Below are 16,056 nucleotides of genomic sequence, written 5' to 3'. Positions count from 1 at the left end.
GGGTCGTCACTGGACCTGGGGCAGGCCGAAGAGGACATCCAGGCGGATCAGCGCGTGCACCCCGATTACGACGGCGTGGGTATCCTTCGGGTCGGGAAAGGCTTCCCCGAGCTGATCCGGGTTGAGGATGTACTGGGTGTAGGGGAACACGGTCACTCCCGGCGCCAGGGCGAGACCGTAGTTCAGCTCCAGTCCGGTCTGATCGCGCATCTCGTAGGCGAGGTGGTGGGCGGCGGCGAGCGCGTCGCGACTCGCCTTCTCACGTGGGTCGAACACCTGGGTGGAAATCAGGAAGTTCACGGTGTCCGCCGCCCGCGTCGCCGTTGGACCCGTGAGGATGAAGCCGCCTATATACTGCTGTTGGGATGTCTCAAGGCCGCCGATGTCCCAGTCGCCGCTGAAGAACAGCGACAGGCCACGGGTGCTGTTGCGGTCGCGGTTGAAGCGCCAGACCGTCTGCTGCAGGGCGGCGAACATGCCGCTGGTTCCCTCGTCGAGCAGGGGCGCGCCTGGATGCAGCGCCGCCACGAGGAGCTTTGAATTGTAGTATTTATCCGGGAAGGAAGCGGTGTCGTAGTAGCCGCCGATGTGGAAGTTGGTCGGGTAGGGCGAGTTCTCTGCCGTGGTGATGTAGCCGACCTGGATCGGAAGGAAGGCGCCGGCGGCTTCGTTCAACCCCCAGTCCCGCCCCGGCCAGCCCAGGTGGGTATGGGAGCCGGTCACCTCTAGCGGCTGGTTCTCATAGACCCCGCCCTTGATGTACCAGTAAGGCGCTGGATGTATGGTGATGAAGCTACCCCACGAACCGACATCATAGGGCGCCTTGCTGGAATTGCCGGCATAGGCGGCCGTGTTTCCGCAGGATACGGTGATGAACGAGCAGTACCATTGGGTCTGGTGGATGCCAGGCGACAGATAAGGGGTCGACGTATAGCCCGACTGCATGCGGCCGAACGTGAACTGAAGGGCGTGATCGAAGAAGCTCTGATTGTAATAGAAGTTGACCAGGCGGACCCCGTCGCCGAAAGCGGCGGGAACGTAGCCGACCGAGCCGATCCCATTCTCAGTTCCCGCGATGTTGCCGAACTGGGTGCTGAAGGTGAGGTCGAAAAGACCGCCTTTCCAACCCAGGGCCTTCTCGGTGTTGACGTCGAAGCCCCAATAGCCCTGGTTGAAGATGTTGGTGCCGCCCTTATGGCCGCCGGAGACGACGTCCACCGCCATCAACTGGGTGCCCCCGTGCAGATAGACGCCTCGATCCGCCAGCGTCCGCCCGAAGCCGGCGCCATAGGTCGACAGGTTGAACAGCCAGCCGGGGTTCTCGCCCGGAACCTCGAAGGCTTGGCTGGCCTGGATCGGGGATGCGCCGCTGACCGGCGGATAGCTTATGCCGCCCGGTTCGATCTTCTGGCTTGGCGTGGTCGCCTCCGGCGCGATGGACAATCCGTTGCGCCGGTCGGCGTTGACCGTGACGGGAGGCATCTGGGTCGGTTTCACAACCTCGGGCGGCGAGCCCTGGGCGTTGGGCTGCGCCAGGCCCGCAGAAGCGCTCATGGCCGTCGACCCGAAGATCAGCAGCGCGAATATTCGCCAGTCTCGCGCCCCCCGGCACCTCGTTTCTGTTCTCGTCACGCTTCCCCCTTAGCCGAAGCTCTTATTGGCCTCGATCTATCTGTGTCTAAAATTTGAGTTGTATTGTGAGCCGGTCGCTATCCATTCTCCGGTGAGCGAATTTCGATGTCGTGGGCCGAAGTGGGCAGCCGTCAAATTTGATCGAGGAAGGTCGAGAACTTGCGCTTCACTTCGGCAAGCAGTTCAGGGGAGGCGCGCGCGACCTTCGGGAAATCGGCGAGACGCTCGTAAGGGCGGCAGGCGTCGATCACCGCGCGGGAATTGAAATTCCCTTTGGAACCGTGCGGTACGAGCGGGTCGAGCGGGCTGCTCCACATCCGCCGGACGATATCGATGTCCTGCTCCGGGTCGCAGCGGGTGGACATGGCCCACAACACGTCGAAGATATCGGTCGGGTCCACGTCGTGATCCACCACCACGGTGAACCGGCCGAGATAGGCCCCACCCTGGCAGGCGGTGGCCAGCATACCGGCCTGGCGGGCGTGGCCGGCATAGGCCTGCTTGATCGAGATGACGTTGAACATGCGCGAGATGCCGGCCTCGTGGCACCAGACGCCCTGCACCCCGGAAAGACCCGCCTTCTCCACCTCGTCCCAGATCATGCCCGCCTTGACGATGCACTTGGCGAAGGACAGGTCGGTGGGCGGCCGCATGGGCGTGGCCATGGTCAGGATGGGGTCGTTGCGGTAGTAGGCCCGGCTGATGCGCACCCTCGGCTGGTTGCTCTGGGGACTGGCGTAATAGCCGGTGAACTCGCCGAACGGGCCTTCCGTCTGGCTGTCGCCGGGCAGCATCTCGCCCTCGAGCACGATCTCGGCGTGGGCGGGCATCGGCAGGCCGTGCACCTCGCTCATCACCACGTCGAAGGGGCGTCCGCGATGGCCGCCGGCATAGTCGAACTCCGACAGGCCGTAGCGCACCTCCTGGCTGGCGGCGAGGAACAGCATGGGGTCGTGGCCGCAGCAGATCAGCACCGGGCAGGGCTTGCCGGCGTTATGGTACTTGTCGCGGATCTGGCGGCCTTGCTTGCCCGGCGAGATCCATAGCCCGGTCGTATCCTTGCCGTGCACCTGGACCCGATAGGTGGCCGCGTTGACCCAGCCCTCGTCCGGATCGCGCATGATGATCAGGTCGTCGGTGCCGATATACCTGCCGCCATCCTCTTCGTGCACCTTGGGGGCGGGGAACTTGGAGAGATCGACCGCGTCGTCACGGTCGATGTTCTCGAAGATCGGCCCGGTCTCGACCACACGTGGCGGGATCGGGGTGTGAGTCTTCATCCGCTGGCGATAGGCGCGAACCAGGTCGATCAGGCTGGACACCTCGGGCAGGCCCAGCAGCATCGCCAGCCGCTTCTTCGAATTGGTGCCGCCCGAGAAGACGCGAAAGCCCTTGGGGAAGCCCGGAATATCCTCGAACAGGACTGCGGGCGCCTCCAGCTTCTTGTGCGCCACGGCTTCGGCCAGGGCTCCCATCTCCAGGTCCCGATCAGCGCCCTGAATCCTCAACAGTTCGCCGGCGGCTTCGCAGCGGACGATGAACTCGCGCAGGTCCAGGTGCGGCTCGGCGTATTCGCCGTGATAGCTCGCGAACGTCTCCGGCTTTCCCAACTCGTCCTCCCGGCCTCCTGGACAGAAGGCGCTTGATCTTGTTTCGATGTTCTTATATGAACATAATGTTCAAATAACTTATTCAGACCGAGGGGACGCGTCAATGCCCAAGGGCCGTAAAGGGATGGCGACCTCCGAGCCAACCTCGAAAGAGCGGGCCAATCTGGACGAACTCTACATGGTTCCGGCCGTGGATCGGGCTTTCCAGCTGCTCACGCTGCTGTCCCATGCGCGCCGGGAGATGCCGCTGGCGGAGATCACCCGCGAGCTCAAACTGCCTCACGCCACCGCCTTGCGGCTCGTCTACACGATGGAGCGTCACGGGGTGCTGCGAAGGACTCCGGCAGGCTATGAGGTCGGCCCGCGGGTGCTCACCTTTGGGTTCGAGTACCTGGCTTCGCAGGACATCGTCGCGGTGGCGCGGCCGGGGTTGACAGCTCTGTGCAACGCCACGGGCGTCTCGGCCAACCTGGCGGTGCGGGACGGCCGCGAGATCATCTACCTATGCCATGTGGCGCCTGTGGGCTCGCTGAGTTCCCGGGTCGAGATCGGCAGCCGTCTTCCCGCCCATGCCTCGTCCACCGGTCGGGTGCTGCTCAGCGGCATGGAGGTCACGGCGCTGACGGAACTGTACAGCGGGGTGGCGCTCGCCCCTCTCCCGGATACGGTCGACTCGGTGGAGGGCATCCTGGCCCAGAGCGAGGCCGATCGTCGGCGCGGTTGGGTGCTGAAGCACGGTGTGTTCACCCGGGACCTGGTCGCGATCGCCGCGCCGATCTTCAACGGCGCGGCTCAGATGATCGCGGCCATCAACATCAGCGGGTCGGCTGCGGTCATGGGCGGCGATGGCCCGGAAAACGCGAAGATTCAGGAGCTGCTGGTTTGCGCGAGGCAGCTCTCCGGTCGGCTAGGCTTGTGACGTGGCGGCGCTCGAATCCTGCTCCGCATCGATCCGAAGGCGGGGCGTCTGGGCGCCGGTCACGCTGGCTCTCATCTCACCATCTGAATCAGTGTCAGCGCAATCTCAGCCAGAATGAGGCCAACGACGATGGCCTCCAGACGAAGCGAGCGTTTTGTGTCGATGAGATCGGTCAATACGGTCACGGTGTCACCGATGAGGTCGAGCTTGTGGGCTAAGGTCTCAGCGCGCTCGACGAGCTCATATTCGTCCTCAAGCCGGGCATAGAGACGCTCAAGATCAGGCCGCTCCCACAGGATGTCGGGCTTCTCTCGAACCGCCACCCGTTCGGCTAGCCGATGCTGGACCAGCAGGGCGGAACCGATCAGTCGAAGCATGTCCCGCCGACCCCCTGGACTGCGGCCGGTGTTGGCCAACTGGCGCGCCCAAGGCTCCACGGTATCGAAGACCCTAGCGACTTGCCGTTCGTCCTGCGCAAGCGCCGCGCTCTTGGCGAGGGCGTCCGCGACGACCAATAGCTTGTCCGGCGCCAGGGCGCCGATCCTCACAACGCCATCTGCACCCACGCCCTCATCCTGATCGTCGCGCAACGCGAGCTGGATCTGTTCCTCTTCGCGTTCCGAAAGGACGCCTTGCACCCGCGGCAGGATTCTTTCGAGCGCGTCGTCCTCCGTTTGGGCGTCCAGGCCGATCAAGACCACGACGCCGTAGCGGAAGACCACGATCAATCCATTGCCCGCTGGAAAGGATAGCGGAGCCGTCGAGATGGCGTCGCGGCGCTCCAACCCAGCCGTATCGATACGCTCCCCCAGGACCAACGCCTTGGCGGACAGGGTCGACAGGGTGGGGGGCGTCGGGCCAGCGGGCAGGGTGGATGTCATCTAGATACATCAGCACGGGTTCGGTATCGTGTCGCTTGTCTAGGATGTCCTCGGGCGAATACTCACCCAATGCGCTCGATGATATCGCCCCCGTCCAGGGTTGGGGTCGTCAATGCTCTGCGCTGTCTTCCTCGAGGGCGGCGAGGGTCGATGACAGGCCGTCCTTATCGGCATAGCAGCCTTGCAACCAGCGTTCGCCGCCGCTGGTGATGGCGCTCCGGGCGTGCAGCACGCGCAGATTGTCGACGATGAATAGATCCCCCGGCGTCAATTTAAATCGCACCGCCAAGGCCGGCTCCTCAATCAGTTCAGCCATGCGCCGATAGGCGGCGTAGTAGTCGGCCATGTCGTCATAGGGGATATCGGTGAAGGGCGCCGCCGAACGGTTGTTGAAGCGAATGGAGATCAATTCGCCGTCGGGGCCCAGTTCGATGACCGGGCGCTTGGACCGCAGCCGGACGCCCTTGGAGCCCGCGTATTCAAACCGGGCGCAATACTTGGCGAGCAGCTCAAAGCCGTGCGGCGATTGGGCCTGCAGCTCTTGCGCCACTTTGAAACCGTCGATGACGATCGATTCCCCGCCCTCAACGCTGTTTTCCAGGCAGGCCAGGATTTGCAGGCCCGGCGCCGGATCGCGATAGGGATTGTCGGTGTGGGCCTGCAGTCCGAGGTTGGTGTAGGCGAGGTTGCTCGGATCGACCTCTGCGCGGACGTCGAACGTCCGACCGTAGTTGGTTTCGCGCACGTAGCCGAACAGTCGGGCCACTTCCAGACAGCCGCCGCTGGTCGTCGGCGCTTCGGTCAACCGTGCAAAGCCATAGCGTTGGACTGTTCTCAACCATCGCAGTCGCGCGCCAGGATCGGTGCGAACGACGTGATAGCGCTCGACGGGACCCTGGTCGCCCAGGCTGGCGTCCCAGCGGCTGATCTCGGGGCCTGTCCAGCCGGCGGCGGGAGGCGCGGGCTTGTCATAGGTGCGGGAGAGCAGCCAGTCCGGGTCGAAGCCGACCACCTTGCCGTCCGGCTCGAACCGGACGGTCAGCCCGCCTTCATCCCACCGCGCGTCGGCGATGCGGGTCTCGCGCGGGATGTCCAGCAGGGTGATCAGGCGCTGGCCGTTGCCTGGGCTGCGGGTGGCGGCGTCCTGGGCGTTGTCGCGCAGCCAGATGGCGTGGAACCGATGCGGTTCGCCTCCGAGCTGGACCTCCAGGGCGCCGCCGCCGTCCAGCAGGCGCGGTGGTGGGGAAGCTTGGCCTTGCACCCGATCATCCTTCCACATCGAAACTCGGTGCGAGGCGGTCGACCGCCCAGGGCGCCGCTAATCCCGGCGCTCCTGCGCTGCGATCCGCCGAGCGACGGTAGAAATAGATCGCCGCCAGCGCCGTGGCGGCCACCCCGATCAGGCTGGTGACATAGGCGCCCATGGTGAAGAACTGCAGCCAGTTGAGCGAGGCCTGGCCGAAGTTGCGCCACAGCAGCAGCGCCACGCTGCCCATATAGCCGGAGGCGTCCGCGACATAGATCAAGAAACCAGCGTTGGCGACTCGTCCACTGACCGCGACCAGTCGGTCGAACAGCACGGCGTTGATCGGGTTATAGGCGATATACAAGCCCGACCCGGCCAGGATCATCCAGATCAGCGGCGAGATCAGATGGGCCTGAAAGGCCAATGTCGAGAGGCCGAGCAGAGCGAAGCCCGCCGCCACCATGGCGTGGATGATGGTCAGGGCGCGTCGGTTGTCGCGCACGACGATGACCGCCGCCATGCCGACCAGGGCGATGATCGCCACGGGTAGCTCGCTGGCTGAGAAGATCCCCGCCTCGCCGCCATAGCCCAGCGCGGTCCAGATCTCGGCGGCGAAGTTGTCGCGGAAATCACGGAAGGCGGTCAAAAGGATATAGGCGAAAACGATGGCGAACAGGCCGGGGCCATAGGTTTTCAGGAAATCGATCCGCTCGGCGCCGGTCATCGGCGCGCGTCTGACCCGTTCGGCCTCGTCGCGGGCGCTCGGCGGCGGCAACTGGCTGAGCACCCAGACCGACAGCAGCAACAGCGGCATGAACAGCGATCCGGTTGCGGCCGGCATCCAGAACCGGTCGACATGCCAGGTCTGCATCAGCCAGACGCCCACCGACTTGACCACGCCGGAGGATACGATGAAGCTGGCGCACATCATGGAGGCCAGGATTTCGGAGACGCGGCGGCCCTCCATGAAACCGTAGACCAGACCCCAGATCATGCCCAACGGAAGGCCGTTGACGAACAAGGCGAGCACATTCCACGGGGCCGGGATCACCGCGAAGGCGACGAGGGCCAGCCAAGCCACCCCGATCAGGCCAAGGATCGCCCAGGCGCGGTGTCGCGGCTGAATCTCCGAAATGACCTTCACGCCGATGAATTTGGACAGGGCGTAGCCAGCGACCTGGGCCAGGACCAGGGCGATCTTGTAGTCGAGCGCGAAATGCCAGCCCGGTACGCCCTCAAAGGTCGCCGCCGTGAACGGCTTGCGAAACGCGTACATCGAGAAATATGCGCAGAACCCCGCTAGTCCGGCGACGGCGGTGAATATGATGGGATTGCTTTGCGCCAGGACTTTCCGAAGGCGATCGTTCACGTGGATGTCTCGGACTGCGCCGCCTAGCGACCTGTCCGTCATACTGCGAGCTCATGACAGTTGCGCTTCGTCGGCGCTCGCCTTCCGAGGCTCCCGACTTGAGCTTCCGTGTTTTTGGCGACCTCCATGCGTCGGCCGCGCCCAGATCCATGGGCGCGGCTCGGACATCGCGCCTCTCGTATTTAGGAAGCGGGGCCGATGGCTGCGACAGGGATGAAGCCGTACGGGACCATCATGGCCTGGGCTTGCGGGCTCATCAGATATAGCGCCAGCTGGTCGGCCGCCTCGCGACGCGCGGCGTCGCCCGAGGCGATCAGCACGGTCATCCCGTAGTCCACCGGGATGGCGAGGTTGGGCGGGAGCCCCACTTGCGCGACGCTGAGGTCGCGCTTGGTGGTGTGGCCGCTGCAGTAGCCGATCATCACGTCGATCTTGTATCGGTCCATGGACGCCAAGGCCGTGGCCGGAGCAGCTTCCTTGGGGGGCGCAGGCTCCACGCTGCCGCCGACGACCTGATGCGCCTTGGCCTTCAGGCGCTCGGCCGCGCCGGACCGGACCGTTCCAGCCTTGTCGAACAGCGCCCAGGCGTAGTCGCCCCCGGGGTCGGCCTTGGGCGTGGAGGTGCCGATCCGAACCTTCGGGTCGAGCAGCTTGTCGAGCAGGTTGGCGCTGGTCATCCCGAGCTCGGGGCGCGCCGAGACGCAGACCCGGTTGCGGGCGAAGACGACGGTCGCTGTCGACTTGTGTTCGTCGGTGAGCTTCTGTGGATGCGCCATATTGGCGGAGACAAAGACGTCGGCCGGTTCGCCGGCTTCGATCTTGTCCAGCATCAGGCCCGCCGGCCCGGTCTGCAGGTCGACCTTGCGTCCCGTCTCGGCCATGTAGCGCTTGAGCATCGCGCCAAGCGCGCCCGTCATGCTGCCCGCGGCGTAGACCACGAGCGGGGTGGGCGTCGGTTGGGCCCTCGCTGTACCGGCGAGAAACAGGGCGGTGGTCAGGGCAAGAGCGTGGAGCCGCATTAGAAACCCACTTCGATGGAGACACGCACCGTACGCGGAGCGCCAAGGGTGCCGGTGCCGCTGTCGGTCCCGGTATAGCCGTTCTGCCCCACCGGGGCGATGTTGGCCCAGTAGCGCTCGTCGCCCACGTTGTCGGCGGCGATCCGCAGAGCGACCGGCCGACCGGCGACGTGCATCTGGTAGCGGGCGTTCAGGTCCACTACCGTGTAGCCGTCGACGAAGTCGGTATTGGTGTAGTTGCCGGCGCGACGGCTGGCGTAGTTCACGTTGGTGCTGAGCGTCAGCTGGGGCAGCACGGGCACGCGGTACTCCAGCAGCACGTCCAAAGTGACCTTGGACAGGCCAAGGATGTCCTTGTCGGAGGTAGCCGCCGAGCCGGTGTCCAGTAGTTTCGGATCGAGCAGGGATAGGCCGGCGAAGACATTCAGGTTGGGCGTCACGCGTCCGTTGGCGGTCAGCTCCAGACCACGGTTGCGCTGTTCGCCCCCCAGCGCGAATGTCTTGTCCGGCTGGGTGAAGGCGTAGGGCCGCTCGATCTGGTACAGCGCCAGCGCCAGGTTCACCCGGCTGATATCGATCTTGTAGCCCACCTCCCATTGCTTGCTGCGGTAAGGTGCGAGCGCCTCACCTGCATTGGTCGTGCCGGCCGGCGCGTTGTCGCCCTGCTGCAAGCTGTCGGCGTAGGTGACATAGGCCGTCATGTTGGCGCGGGGCTTGTAGATCAGGCTGGCGGTAGGGCTGAGACCATCGGCGGAGTACTGAGAAGTCACCGCGCCGGTCTTGCTGATGTTGGATGCGCTGATCCAGCTCTGGCTGGCGGCCGCCATCACCGAAACCTGGCTGCCAAGCTCCAGGGTGTCGCCGAAATTGAACGACTGCTGGTTGGTGGCCTGGGCCCGGAAGCGGTTCTGGAAGTTCGGCAGAACCGGTTCGGCGAAGGCTACGGGATTGGCCAGGGTGGCCTGACCTAAGGTGATGGCCCCGGTCTGGAACGGCGTGTAGCGCTGCCAGGTGAAGCCCGTGGTGCCCAGGAAGAGATTGTTGACCAGCCCCGCCAAAGTGACCTTGCCGTTCAGCGCCGCATTGTTGCTGAGCACACGGTCCAGGGCGAAGGTGGTGTTGACGGTGGTGGCGGTATAGGCGCCCGTCGTACTGGTGATCGTGTCGGTCGGCGCCGTCGAAGCCCGATCGTTGGTCATGTAGAGCAGTCCGCCGGTCAGCTTCCAGTTCGGAGCCAGATCCTGGAACACCCGGCCGGCGAAGATGTGCGTCTCGTTGTTGTCGCCCGCCCAGGGCAGGCCATAGCCCACCTTTGTCGGGTCTGGTGGCGTAGTGGGGAAGGGAACGCCTTGGGCCAGCGAGAAGGTGCCCGGAAAGCCCGTGTCGATGTAGCGATAGGTGCTGAAGTCGAGCTGCACCACGGTGCCAGGCAGGACGTGTCCATCCAGGGCCAGGCTCACCAGTCGGCGCTTCAGGCCGCTGCCGTCGACGTAGTTCTCGCCCGCCTGGTTGAGCAGGTTGAGCCGCGCGCCGAACATGTCGTCCGGTCCGAAGCGCCGACTGAGGTCGGCATGCTCGATCAGCGAGTTCTGCGAGGCGTAGGCGAGGGTGACTGCGTTCAGCGGATCGACGGTCGGGCGCTTGAAGACGTAGTTGAATGTGCCCGCGGGGCTTGCGGGGCCGTAGAGCGCGCCTGCCAGTCCATTCAACACCTCGACCTGCTCGAACTGCTCGATGGCGTAGTCGGTGGTGGCTGCGATGTTCAGCCCGTCGATTCGGGTGTTCTGCACCACCCCGGCCTGGAGACCGCGCGACTGGGGTCGGATGTTCTCGCCCTGGACTGAAGGTATGTAGCGGAACAGCTCGCGCACGCTCTCCAACTGCTGATTTTCCGCCAGCTGAACCGGGACGACGCTGATCGAATAGGGGGTGTCGAGCAACAGTTTGTCGCCCAGCGGCCCCACCTCGACGGCTGGGACGCGGTAGGAGTTGTCGACGGACGGCAGGATGCCGTTGACCACGACCTCCTGCACTTGGGTCGGAGCCTGCGCCGCCTGCTGTGCATGGGCGGTAAGCGGGACGCTGGCGGCGACCGCCAGCGATAAAACGGCCGAAGTGCGGCCAAGCCCATGTCCCATGAATTCCCCCGATACAGGAAGGCGTTATGTCCTAGACGACATAACGAGGCAACCTGGGACCGTTGGGTGCGTGTGAGCGACCAATAGCATCTCTCGCTTGGCTGGCGCTTACTCGCCACTATAGATTGTAACCAAACTGAAATCTCGGCCAGAAGCCAGGACGATGGTAAGCTGAAAGACTGTAAAGTCTCCGGGCAGATCTCTCGCCGATTGCCGGAGAGCCGCCTCGCGGCAGGCCAGCTTTCCAATCTGGCGATAGTTCGCCGCGCTACCTCTCCAGTGGCGCTTGATCTAGGCGAACAGCCTTCGCCGACGTCGCGACCTTCATTCGACATTCTCCTAGTTCGAAGGCTTCCCTGACGCCGGCGCCGCCCAGCCGCCGCCCAGGGTTTTAAACACCGCGACCTGGTCTTGAACGATGGCGGCGTCGGAGGCGGCGAGAGCGGACTCCGCGGAAACCAGGGCTTGTTCCGACGCTAGGATATCGAGCTGGGTTGCCGAGCCGGCGAGGAATTGGCCGTGCGCCAGCTCATAGGCGCGCCGCGCCCGGTCCTGGGCCTCGGCCAGGGCTTCGCGGTGCTTGAGCTCGGCGCTGTAGGCGGTGAGGGCCTGTTCGGTCTCTTTCAGCGCCTGGAGCACGACGGAGTCGAATTCCGCCAGGGCGGCCGCTTCGCCTGCCTTGGCCTGACGGATGCGGGCGCGGGGCAGGGATTGGTTAGGGAAGCTCCAACTCACTGAGGGGCCGATCCCCCAGGTCAGTCCGCGCTCGTCGGTCAGGTCGGAGAGGCGCGAAGCGATTCCACCATAGAGGCCGGTGAGACTGATACGCGGATAGAGGTCGGCGGTGGCCACGCCGATCTGGGCGGTGGCGGCGGCGACCCGCCGGTCGGCCTGACGTACGTCTGGCCGGCGTTTCAACAACGCCGCTCCATCGCCGACGGGGATCAGGGCGAGCAGCCCGGGCGGCGTGACGCAGCCCTCGGCCTCCGTCGGGGCTTTGGCGGGCGTGCGGCCCAGGACCGCGGCGAGTTGGAAGATAGCTGCGCGCCGCTGTCCCTCCAGCGGTGGGATGGCGGCCCGGACCTGGGCGACCAGCACCTGGGTGCGGACGACGTCGAACTCCGAGCCGGCGCCTGCCTCGCGCCGGTTGACGGTGATCTGCGATTCCCGGCTGACCACCTCCAGCGCATGACGCGCCACGGCGATCTGTTCGCCAAGCGTGCATACCTGGGCATAGGCGCGGGTGGTTTCCGCCGCGATTGTGACCTTAAGATTGTCGCGGGCCGCGGCCACGGCCTGGGTGTCGGCGCGGGAGGCCTCGATGGAGCGGCGCACCCGACCAAACAGGTCGAGTTCATAGGAGACGTCCAGCAGGGCGTCATAGGTCCAGATGGTCTGCGGCTTGGCGCCGCCGATCTCGAGGATTTCGTCGGTGGTCGCGTCGCGGCCGTAGATCGCGCCCCCCACCGCCGTGGTGGACGGATAGCGGCCAGTCCGGGAGGCGTCGAGCACGGCGCGAGCCGCGGTGAGGTTCGCCTCCGCGGCGGTGAGGTCGGCGTTGGCCGTCAAGGCCTCGGCGACATAGCGGTCCAACAGGGGATCGTTGTACAGCCGCCACCAGTCGTTGGGGGGGCCAGCAGCGCTTGTCACCGCGGGATTCAGCGAGACCAGCGGGTTCGTCGCGCCGACAGGCGTCGGCGGCGCGTGGTAGTCCGGTCCCACGGCGCAGGCGATGAGGGTCAGGGTCCACGCCAGCGCCGTGATGAGGCGCAAAGGCGTCATGACGTGGTGACCGATGGGGGCGGTTGCGCCACGGACGTCCGCGAGAACAACGGCAGGTGGGACGCCGGGCCGATGGGCGCGGATTTGTGGGCCACCAACATGATCAGCGCCAAAGCGGTCATCGCGCCGATGACCACGAATCCGTCGATCACCCCTTGCGTGGCTGCGGCGTTACGCACGACCGCGCTAAGCACCGCAGTCGCTCGCCCCGTGGCGGACGCCGGATCGACCGAGCGCCCGACGGCGCCGGCATAGGCCTGCAAGCGACGCAGCACCTCGCCGTCGCCTGCTTGGATATGCAGGCCGATGTGGTTGGAAGCGATCTGGGTGCGGACCCGCACCAGGGTGGCGATGAAGGCGGAGCCGATCTGGCCGCCCATCAGCCGGGCGGTCTGGAGGGCGGCGCCGAAGGTCAGCGCGTCTTCGGGTTTCAGGTGCAGGATGCCGAAAAAGATGATGCCGGAGAGCGCCAAGCTCTGGCCGACGGCCTGTAGGAGCTGAGACAGCAGGAACTGGTCCGACGACCACAGGGGTGTCAGGCCGTGGGCGACCATCAGGCATGCGAAGCTGACCAGCAGGAAGCCGATCGATGAGACCAGGCGCGGGTCCATGCGGCGAAGCATCACTGCGGCCAGGGGACAAATGATGAGCTGTGGCGCCGCGACCCAGATCAGCGTGTCGCCGACCTCCAGCGCCCGGAAGCCGCGCACCGGGCCGAGGAACTGGGGAATGAGGTAGGACGTCGAAAGGATGGTCAACCGCAGGAAGGCGATCAGGACCAGCAGGCGGGGCAGCGGTTGGGTCGTCGCGACCTTGAGACTGATGAAGGGATGGGGCGAGCGCCGCTCATGCACGACGAAGGCGACCACGAGGACGATCCCGGCGGCCAGGAGACCGCAGACCAGGCCGGAGTTCAGCCAGTCCAGGCGATTGCCCTGGTCGAGGCCGGCATAGATGAGCGCTAGCCCGACGCCGCTGAACAGCAGGCCAAACCGATCCGCCTTCGGACGGTTCCGAGGGGACGGGTCCGGGCGCGTGCCAAATTTGAAGCAAGCGAACATCCCGAGCGCCAAAGGTACATTCTGCCAGAAGATCCAACGCCAGGAGAGATGGTCGACGTACCAGCCCTCCAGCGACGCGGAAATATTGAGCGAGAGCTCGAGGTTGAGGGCGTAGAGGGCGATACCATAGGCCCAAAGCCTGGGCGGCGTGGCGCGCAGGATGAAGCTCAGGGTCAGCGGGATGAAGAAGCCCGACGCCAGGCCTCCGACGAACTGCAAGCTCAGCAGTATGGCCAGGTTGGGCGAAAAGGGTTCCAGGAACGAGACGACGGCGAAGGCGAGCGCCGCTTCGATAAGCACCCGGCGCGATCCGAACACGCCGCCCAGCCAGATCGCCACGGGCAGGATCAACATCTGGGCGACTGTTTGCGCCGTGGTGATCCAGGCTCCATCGTCGAAGCCGGCATGCACCGCCCCACGGATGTCGTTCAGCCCGAAGTTGGAGAGCCGGCCGTTCAGTGTGGAAATGAAGGTCCCCAGCAGCACGGCGGCCAGTCCAAGCCAGGGGATCGACTGAGTGGCCGGCCGGGCCAGCGGGGCGGCGGCGTCGCTCATTTGCGGCCGTCGCGCGCATTGATCCTGGCCACCACCGACATGCCGGGACGCAGACGGTCGGCGAGACCGTCTGCGTCGTCGATGGCGATCTTCACCGCGATCCGCTGGACGACCTTGGTGAAGTTGCCGGTGGCGTTATCAGGCGGCAGCAGGGCGAACTGCGCGCCGGAGCCCGGCGCAAAGGCCTGGACGTGGCCCTTCAGCAGGCCTCCGGGGAAGGTGTCGACGGTGATCTCGGCGCTCTCGCCCACGGCCATGTGGGTGAGTTGGGTTTCCTTGTAGTTGGCGATCACCCAGACCTTCGGCAGGGGCGTGAGGGTGGTGATCTGGCCGCCGACGCCGACGAACTGGCCAGGCCGCACTTGGCGCTGGCCCAGCACCCCGTCCTGTGGAGCGACGATCCTAGTATAGCCCAGGTTGATGCGCGCGAGTTGCAGATTGGCCTGTTGGCCGGAAACAGTCGCGGCCGCCTGGACGGCTTGGGCCGAGAGCACGCCGAGCTGGCGCTGGGCGGCGTCGGCCTGCGCTTGATTCTGCTTCAACTGGGCGGAAAGCTGGGTGCGGGTGGTCTGCAGCTTTTCGGTGGCTTCCAGCGAGGAGGAGCCGGTCTCCAGCAGCCGCTTCTGGCGGGCCAGGTCGCGGATGTTTTGGTCGAGGAGGGCGGCGGTGGAGGCGGAGACCGCGCGGGCCGCCTCGACATTGGCCTCCTGTAGGTTGCGCTGAGCCTTCAGGGCTTCGATCTGAGCCTTTGCGGCTTCGACGTTGGCCTCTCCCAGCGCGACCGTGGCGCGGTAGTCGTCGTCGGTGACCTGGGCGATCAACTGGCCGGCGTGGACTCGCTCGAAGTCCCCGCCGGGTACGGCGCGCACATAGCCCGCCACCTTGGCGGCGATCGGCGTCAGGTCAGCCTGCAGATAGGCGTCATCCGTCGTTTGCCATCCAGCTCGGCCCTGCCAACGGTTCCAACGGGTGGCGACGATGATCAGGATCGCCAAGGCGGCCAGAAACACCAATGCTCGCCAAGCCACCTCCGAAGCCGAGCGCCAATCGATCCTGGACTTGCGTGGTGTCGTGCCGGGTTCGGTCATGCACGGCGGCCCCCCTGGCGCCGAAATTAAGGCCGCGTGGCGGCAGTCTTTGGCATCGCCGAGCGGGAACAGAGCGAATGGCATGCTCGAAGTTTTGCGGATCGTACTTTGATGAGCGCGATCCGCTTCGTGAAGTGTCACCCGAAATGATGAGAAATTCCACCGCGCCGGCGCACCTTGATTTTAGCGATGGCGGCGCCCTTAAGGCGTCTATTGCAGGTCGATGGCCGCGGCGATCCGCAACGCGCTATAGGCCTCGACGAGCCGATCGAGACTGAAGCTGCGATTGAGACCGCTAGGGTTTGGCAGCAGCCATACTGAAGCCCCGCCGAAGCTTGCCGGCTGCGGGCCCCATTGGATGTCACGCTGTGCGGTGATCGCCGCATAGGCGGCCTTTCCAAGGAAGGCGATCGTCCGTGGTGCAAAGTGTTCGATCTTTCGCCGCAACGCATCCGAGGCTGCGATGAGTTCGTCTCGCGACAGTTCGTCGGCCCGTCGAGTGGAGCGGCCCACGGCCGTGGTGAGACCGCAACGGTAGTTAAGAAGTGTTTGATCCTCTGTGGCGGGGATTTGCATGGGCGTGAAGCCGGCAAGATGGATGGCGCGCCAGAAACGATTGCTATGGCCGACGAAATTATGTCCGACGGCCGCTGCGCGGGCACCTGGATTTATCCCGCAGAAGACGACCGCCAGGCCTGGAGCGATGACATCGGGCAGGGTGTCGTTCATACGGCTTCCGTTAAATTCGCCAGGTGG

The 16,056-nt window shown here is 65.3% G+C and carries 12 protein-coding genes; 1 reads left to right on the top strand and 11 read right to left on the bottom strand.

Features of this window, described 5'->3' with window-relative positions:
* Positions 1–6 precede the first annotated feature (6 nt).
* Both GSQ87_RS09200 and GSQ87_RS09195 read right to left on the bottom strand, forming a co-directional pair.
* A complete protein-coding gene (locus tag GSQ87_RS09200; RefSeq protein WP_158915176.1) occupies positions 7–1,554 on the bottom strand; it encodes a carbohydrate porin in 1,548 nt (515 codons plus the stop codon).
* A 209-nt stretch (positions 1,555–1,763) separates the two neighbouring features.
* Entirely contained in the window at positions 1,764–3,242 is a 1,479-nt protein-coding gene (locus GSQ87_RS09195; protein WP_158915175.1) for a UbiD family decarboxylase, read from the bottom strand.
* A 103-nt stretch (positions 3,243–3,345) separates the two neighbouring features.
* Here GSQ87_RS09195 and GSQ87_RS09190 point away from each other — a divergent pair, with 103 nt between their 5' ends.
* On the top strand, positions 3,346–4,161 hold the full coding sequence (locus GSQ87_RS09190; protein ID WP_158915174.1) for an IclR family transcriptional regulator: 816 nt from the start codon (positions 3,346–3,348) through the stop codon (positions 4,159–4,161).
* A gap of 71 nt (positions 4,162–4,232) precedes the next feature.
* Here GSQ87_RS09190 and GSQ87_RS09185 read toward each other — a convergent pair whose 3' ends face one another.
* The 9 genes from GSQ87_RS09185 to mug all read right to left on the bottom strand — a co-directional run bounded on the left by GSQ87_RS09185 (position 4,233) and on the right by mug (position 16,029).
* Positions 4,233–5,042, bottom strand: a complete 810-nt coding sequence (locus GSQ87_RS09185) for an RMD1 family protein (protein WP_158915173.1) — start codon at positions 5,040–5,042, stop codon at positions 4,233–4,235.
* A gap of 109 nt (positions 5,043–5,151) precedes the next feature.
* Positions 5,152–6,303, bottom strand: coding sequence for a TauD/TfdA family dioxygenase (locus tag GSQ87_RS09180; protein WP_216839169.1), 1,152 nt, complete (start codon positions 6,301–6,303; stop codon positions 5,152–5,154).
* A 4-nt stretch (positions 6,304–6,307) separates the two neighbouring features.
* Positions 6,308–7,657 carry a DUF5690 family protein gene (locus tag GSQ87_RS09175; protein ID WP_254062845.1) on the bottom strand — a complete coding sequence of 450 codons (1,350 nt, stop codon included), beginning with the start codon at positions 7,655–7,657 and terminating at the stop codon, positions 6,308–6,310.
* Between the two features lie 182 nt (positions 7,658–7,839).
* On the bottom strand, positions 7,840–8,676 hold the full coding sequence (gene modA / locus GSQ87_RS09170; protein WP_158915171.1) for a molybdate ABC transporter substrate-binding protein: 837 nt from the start codon (positions 8,674–8,676) through the stop codon (positions 7,840–7,842).
* Positions 8,676–10,814, bottom strand: a complete 2,139-nt coding sequence (locus GSQ87_RS09165; protein ID WP_158915170.1) for a TonB-dependent siderophore receptor — start codon at positions 10,812–10,814, stop codon at positions 8,676–8,678. Before GSQ87_RS09165 ends, modA begins: the two co-directional genes overlap by 1 nt.
* A 339-nt stretch (positions 10,815–11,153) precedes the next feature.
* On the bottom strand, positions 11,154–12,596 hold the full coding sequence (locus GSQ87_RS09160; RefSeq protein ID WP_158915169.1) for an efflux transporter outer membrane subunit: 1,443 nt from the start codon (positions 12,594–12,596) through the stop codon (positions 11,154–11,156).
* Positions 12,593–14,212 carry an MFS transporter gene (locus tag GSQ87_RS09155; RefSeq protein WP_158915168.1) on the bottom strand — a complete coding sequence of 540 codons (1,620 nt, stop codon included), beginning with the start codon at positions 14,210–14,212 and terminating at the stop codon, positions 12,593–12,595. The genes GSQ87_RS09160 and GSQ87_RS09155 overlap by 4 nt, the downstream gene beginning before the upstream one ends.
* Entirely contained in the window at positions 14,209–15,300 is a 1,092-nt protein-coding gene (locus GSQ87_RS09150) for an HlyD family secretion protein (protein WP_158915167.1), read from the bottom strand. Before GSQ87_RS09150 ends, GSQ87_RS09155 begins: the two co-directional genes overlap by 4 nt.
* A gap of 210 nt (positions 15,301–15,510) precedes the next feature.
* The gene (gene mug / locus GSQ87_RS09145; protein ID WP_158915166.1) at positions 15,511–16,029 is read right to left on the bottom strand and encodes a G/U mismatch-specific DNA glycosylase; all 519 of its coding nucleotides are present in this window, start codon (positions 16,027–16,029) and stop codon (positions 15,511–15,513) included.
* Positions 16,030–16,056: the final 27 nt, after the last annotated feature.

This window comes from Caulobacter sp. S45, from assembly GCF_009765965.1.
Classification (GTDB): Bacteria; Pseudomonadota; Alphaproteobacteria; order Caulobacterales; family Caulobacteraceae; genus CAHJWH01.
The sequence above is the reverse complement of the archived record's forward strand: the minus strand, read 5'-3'. Positions and strand labels throughout refer to the sequence as shown.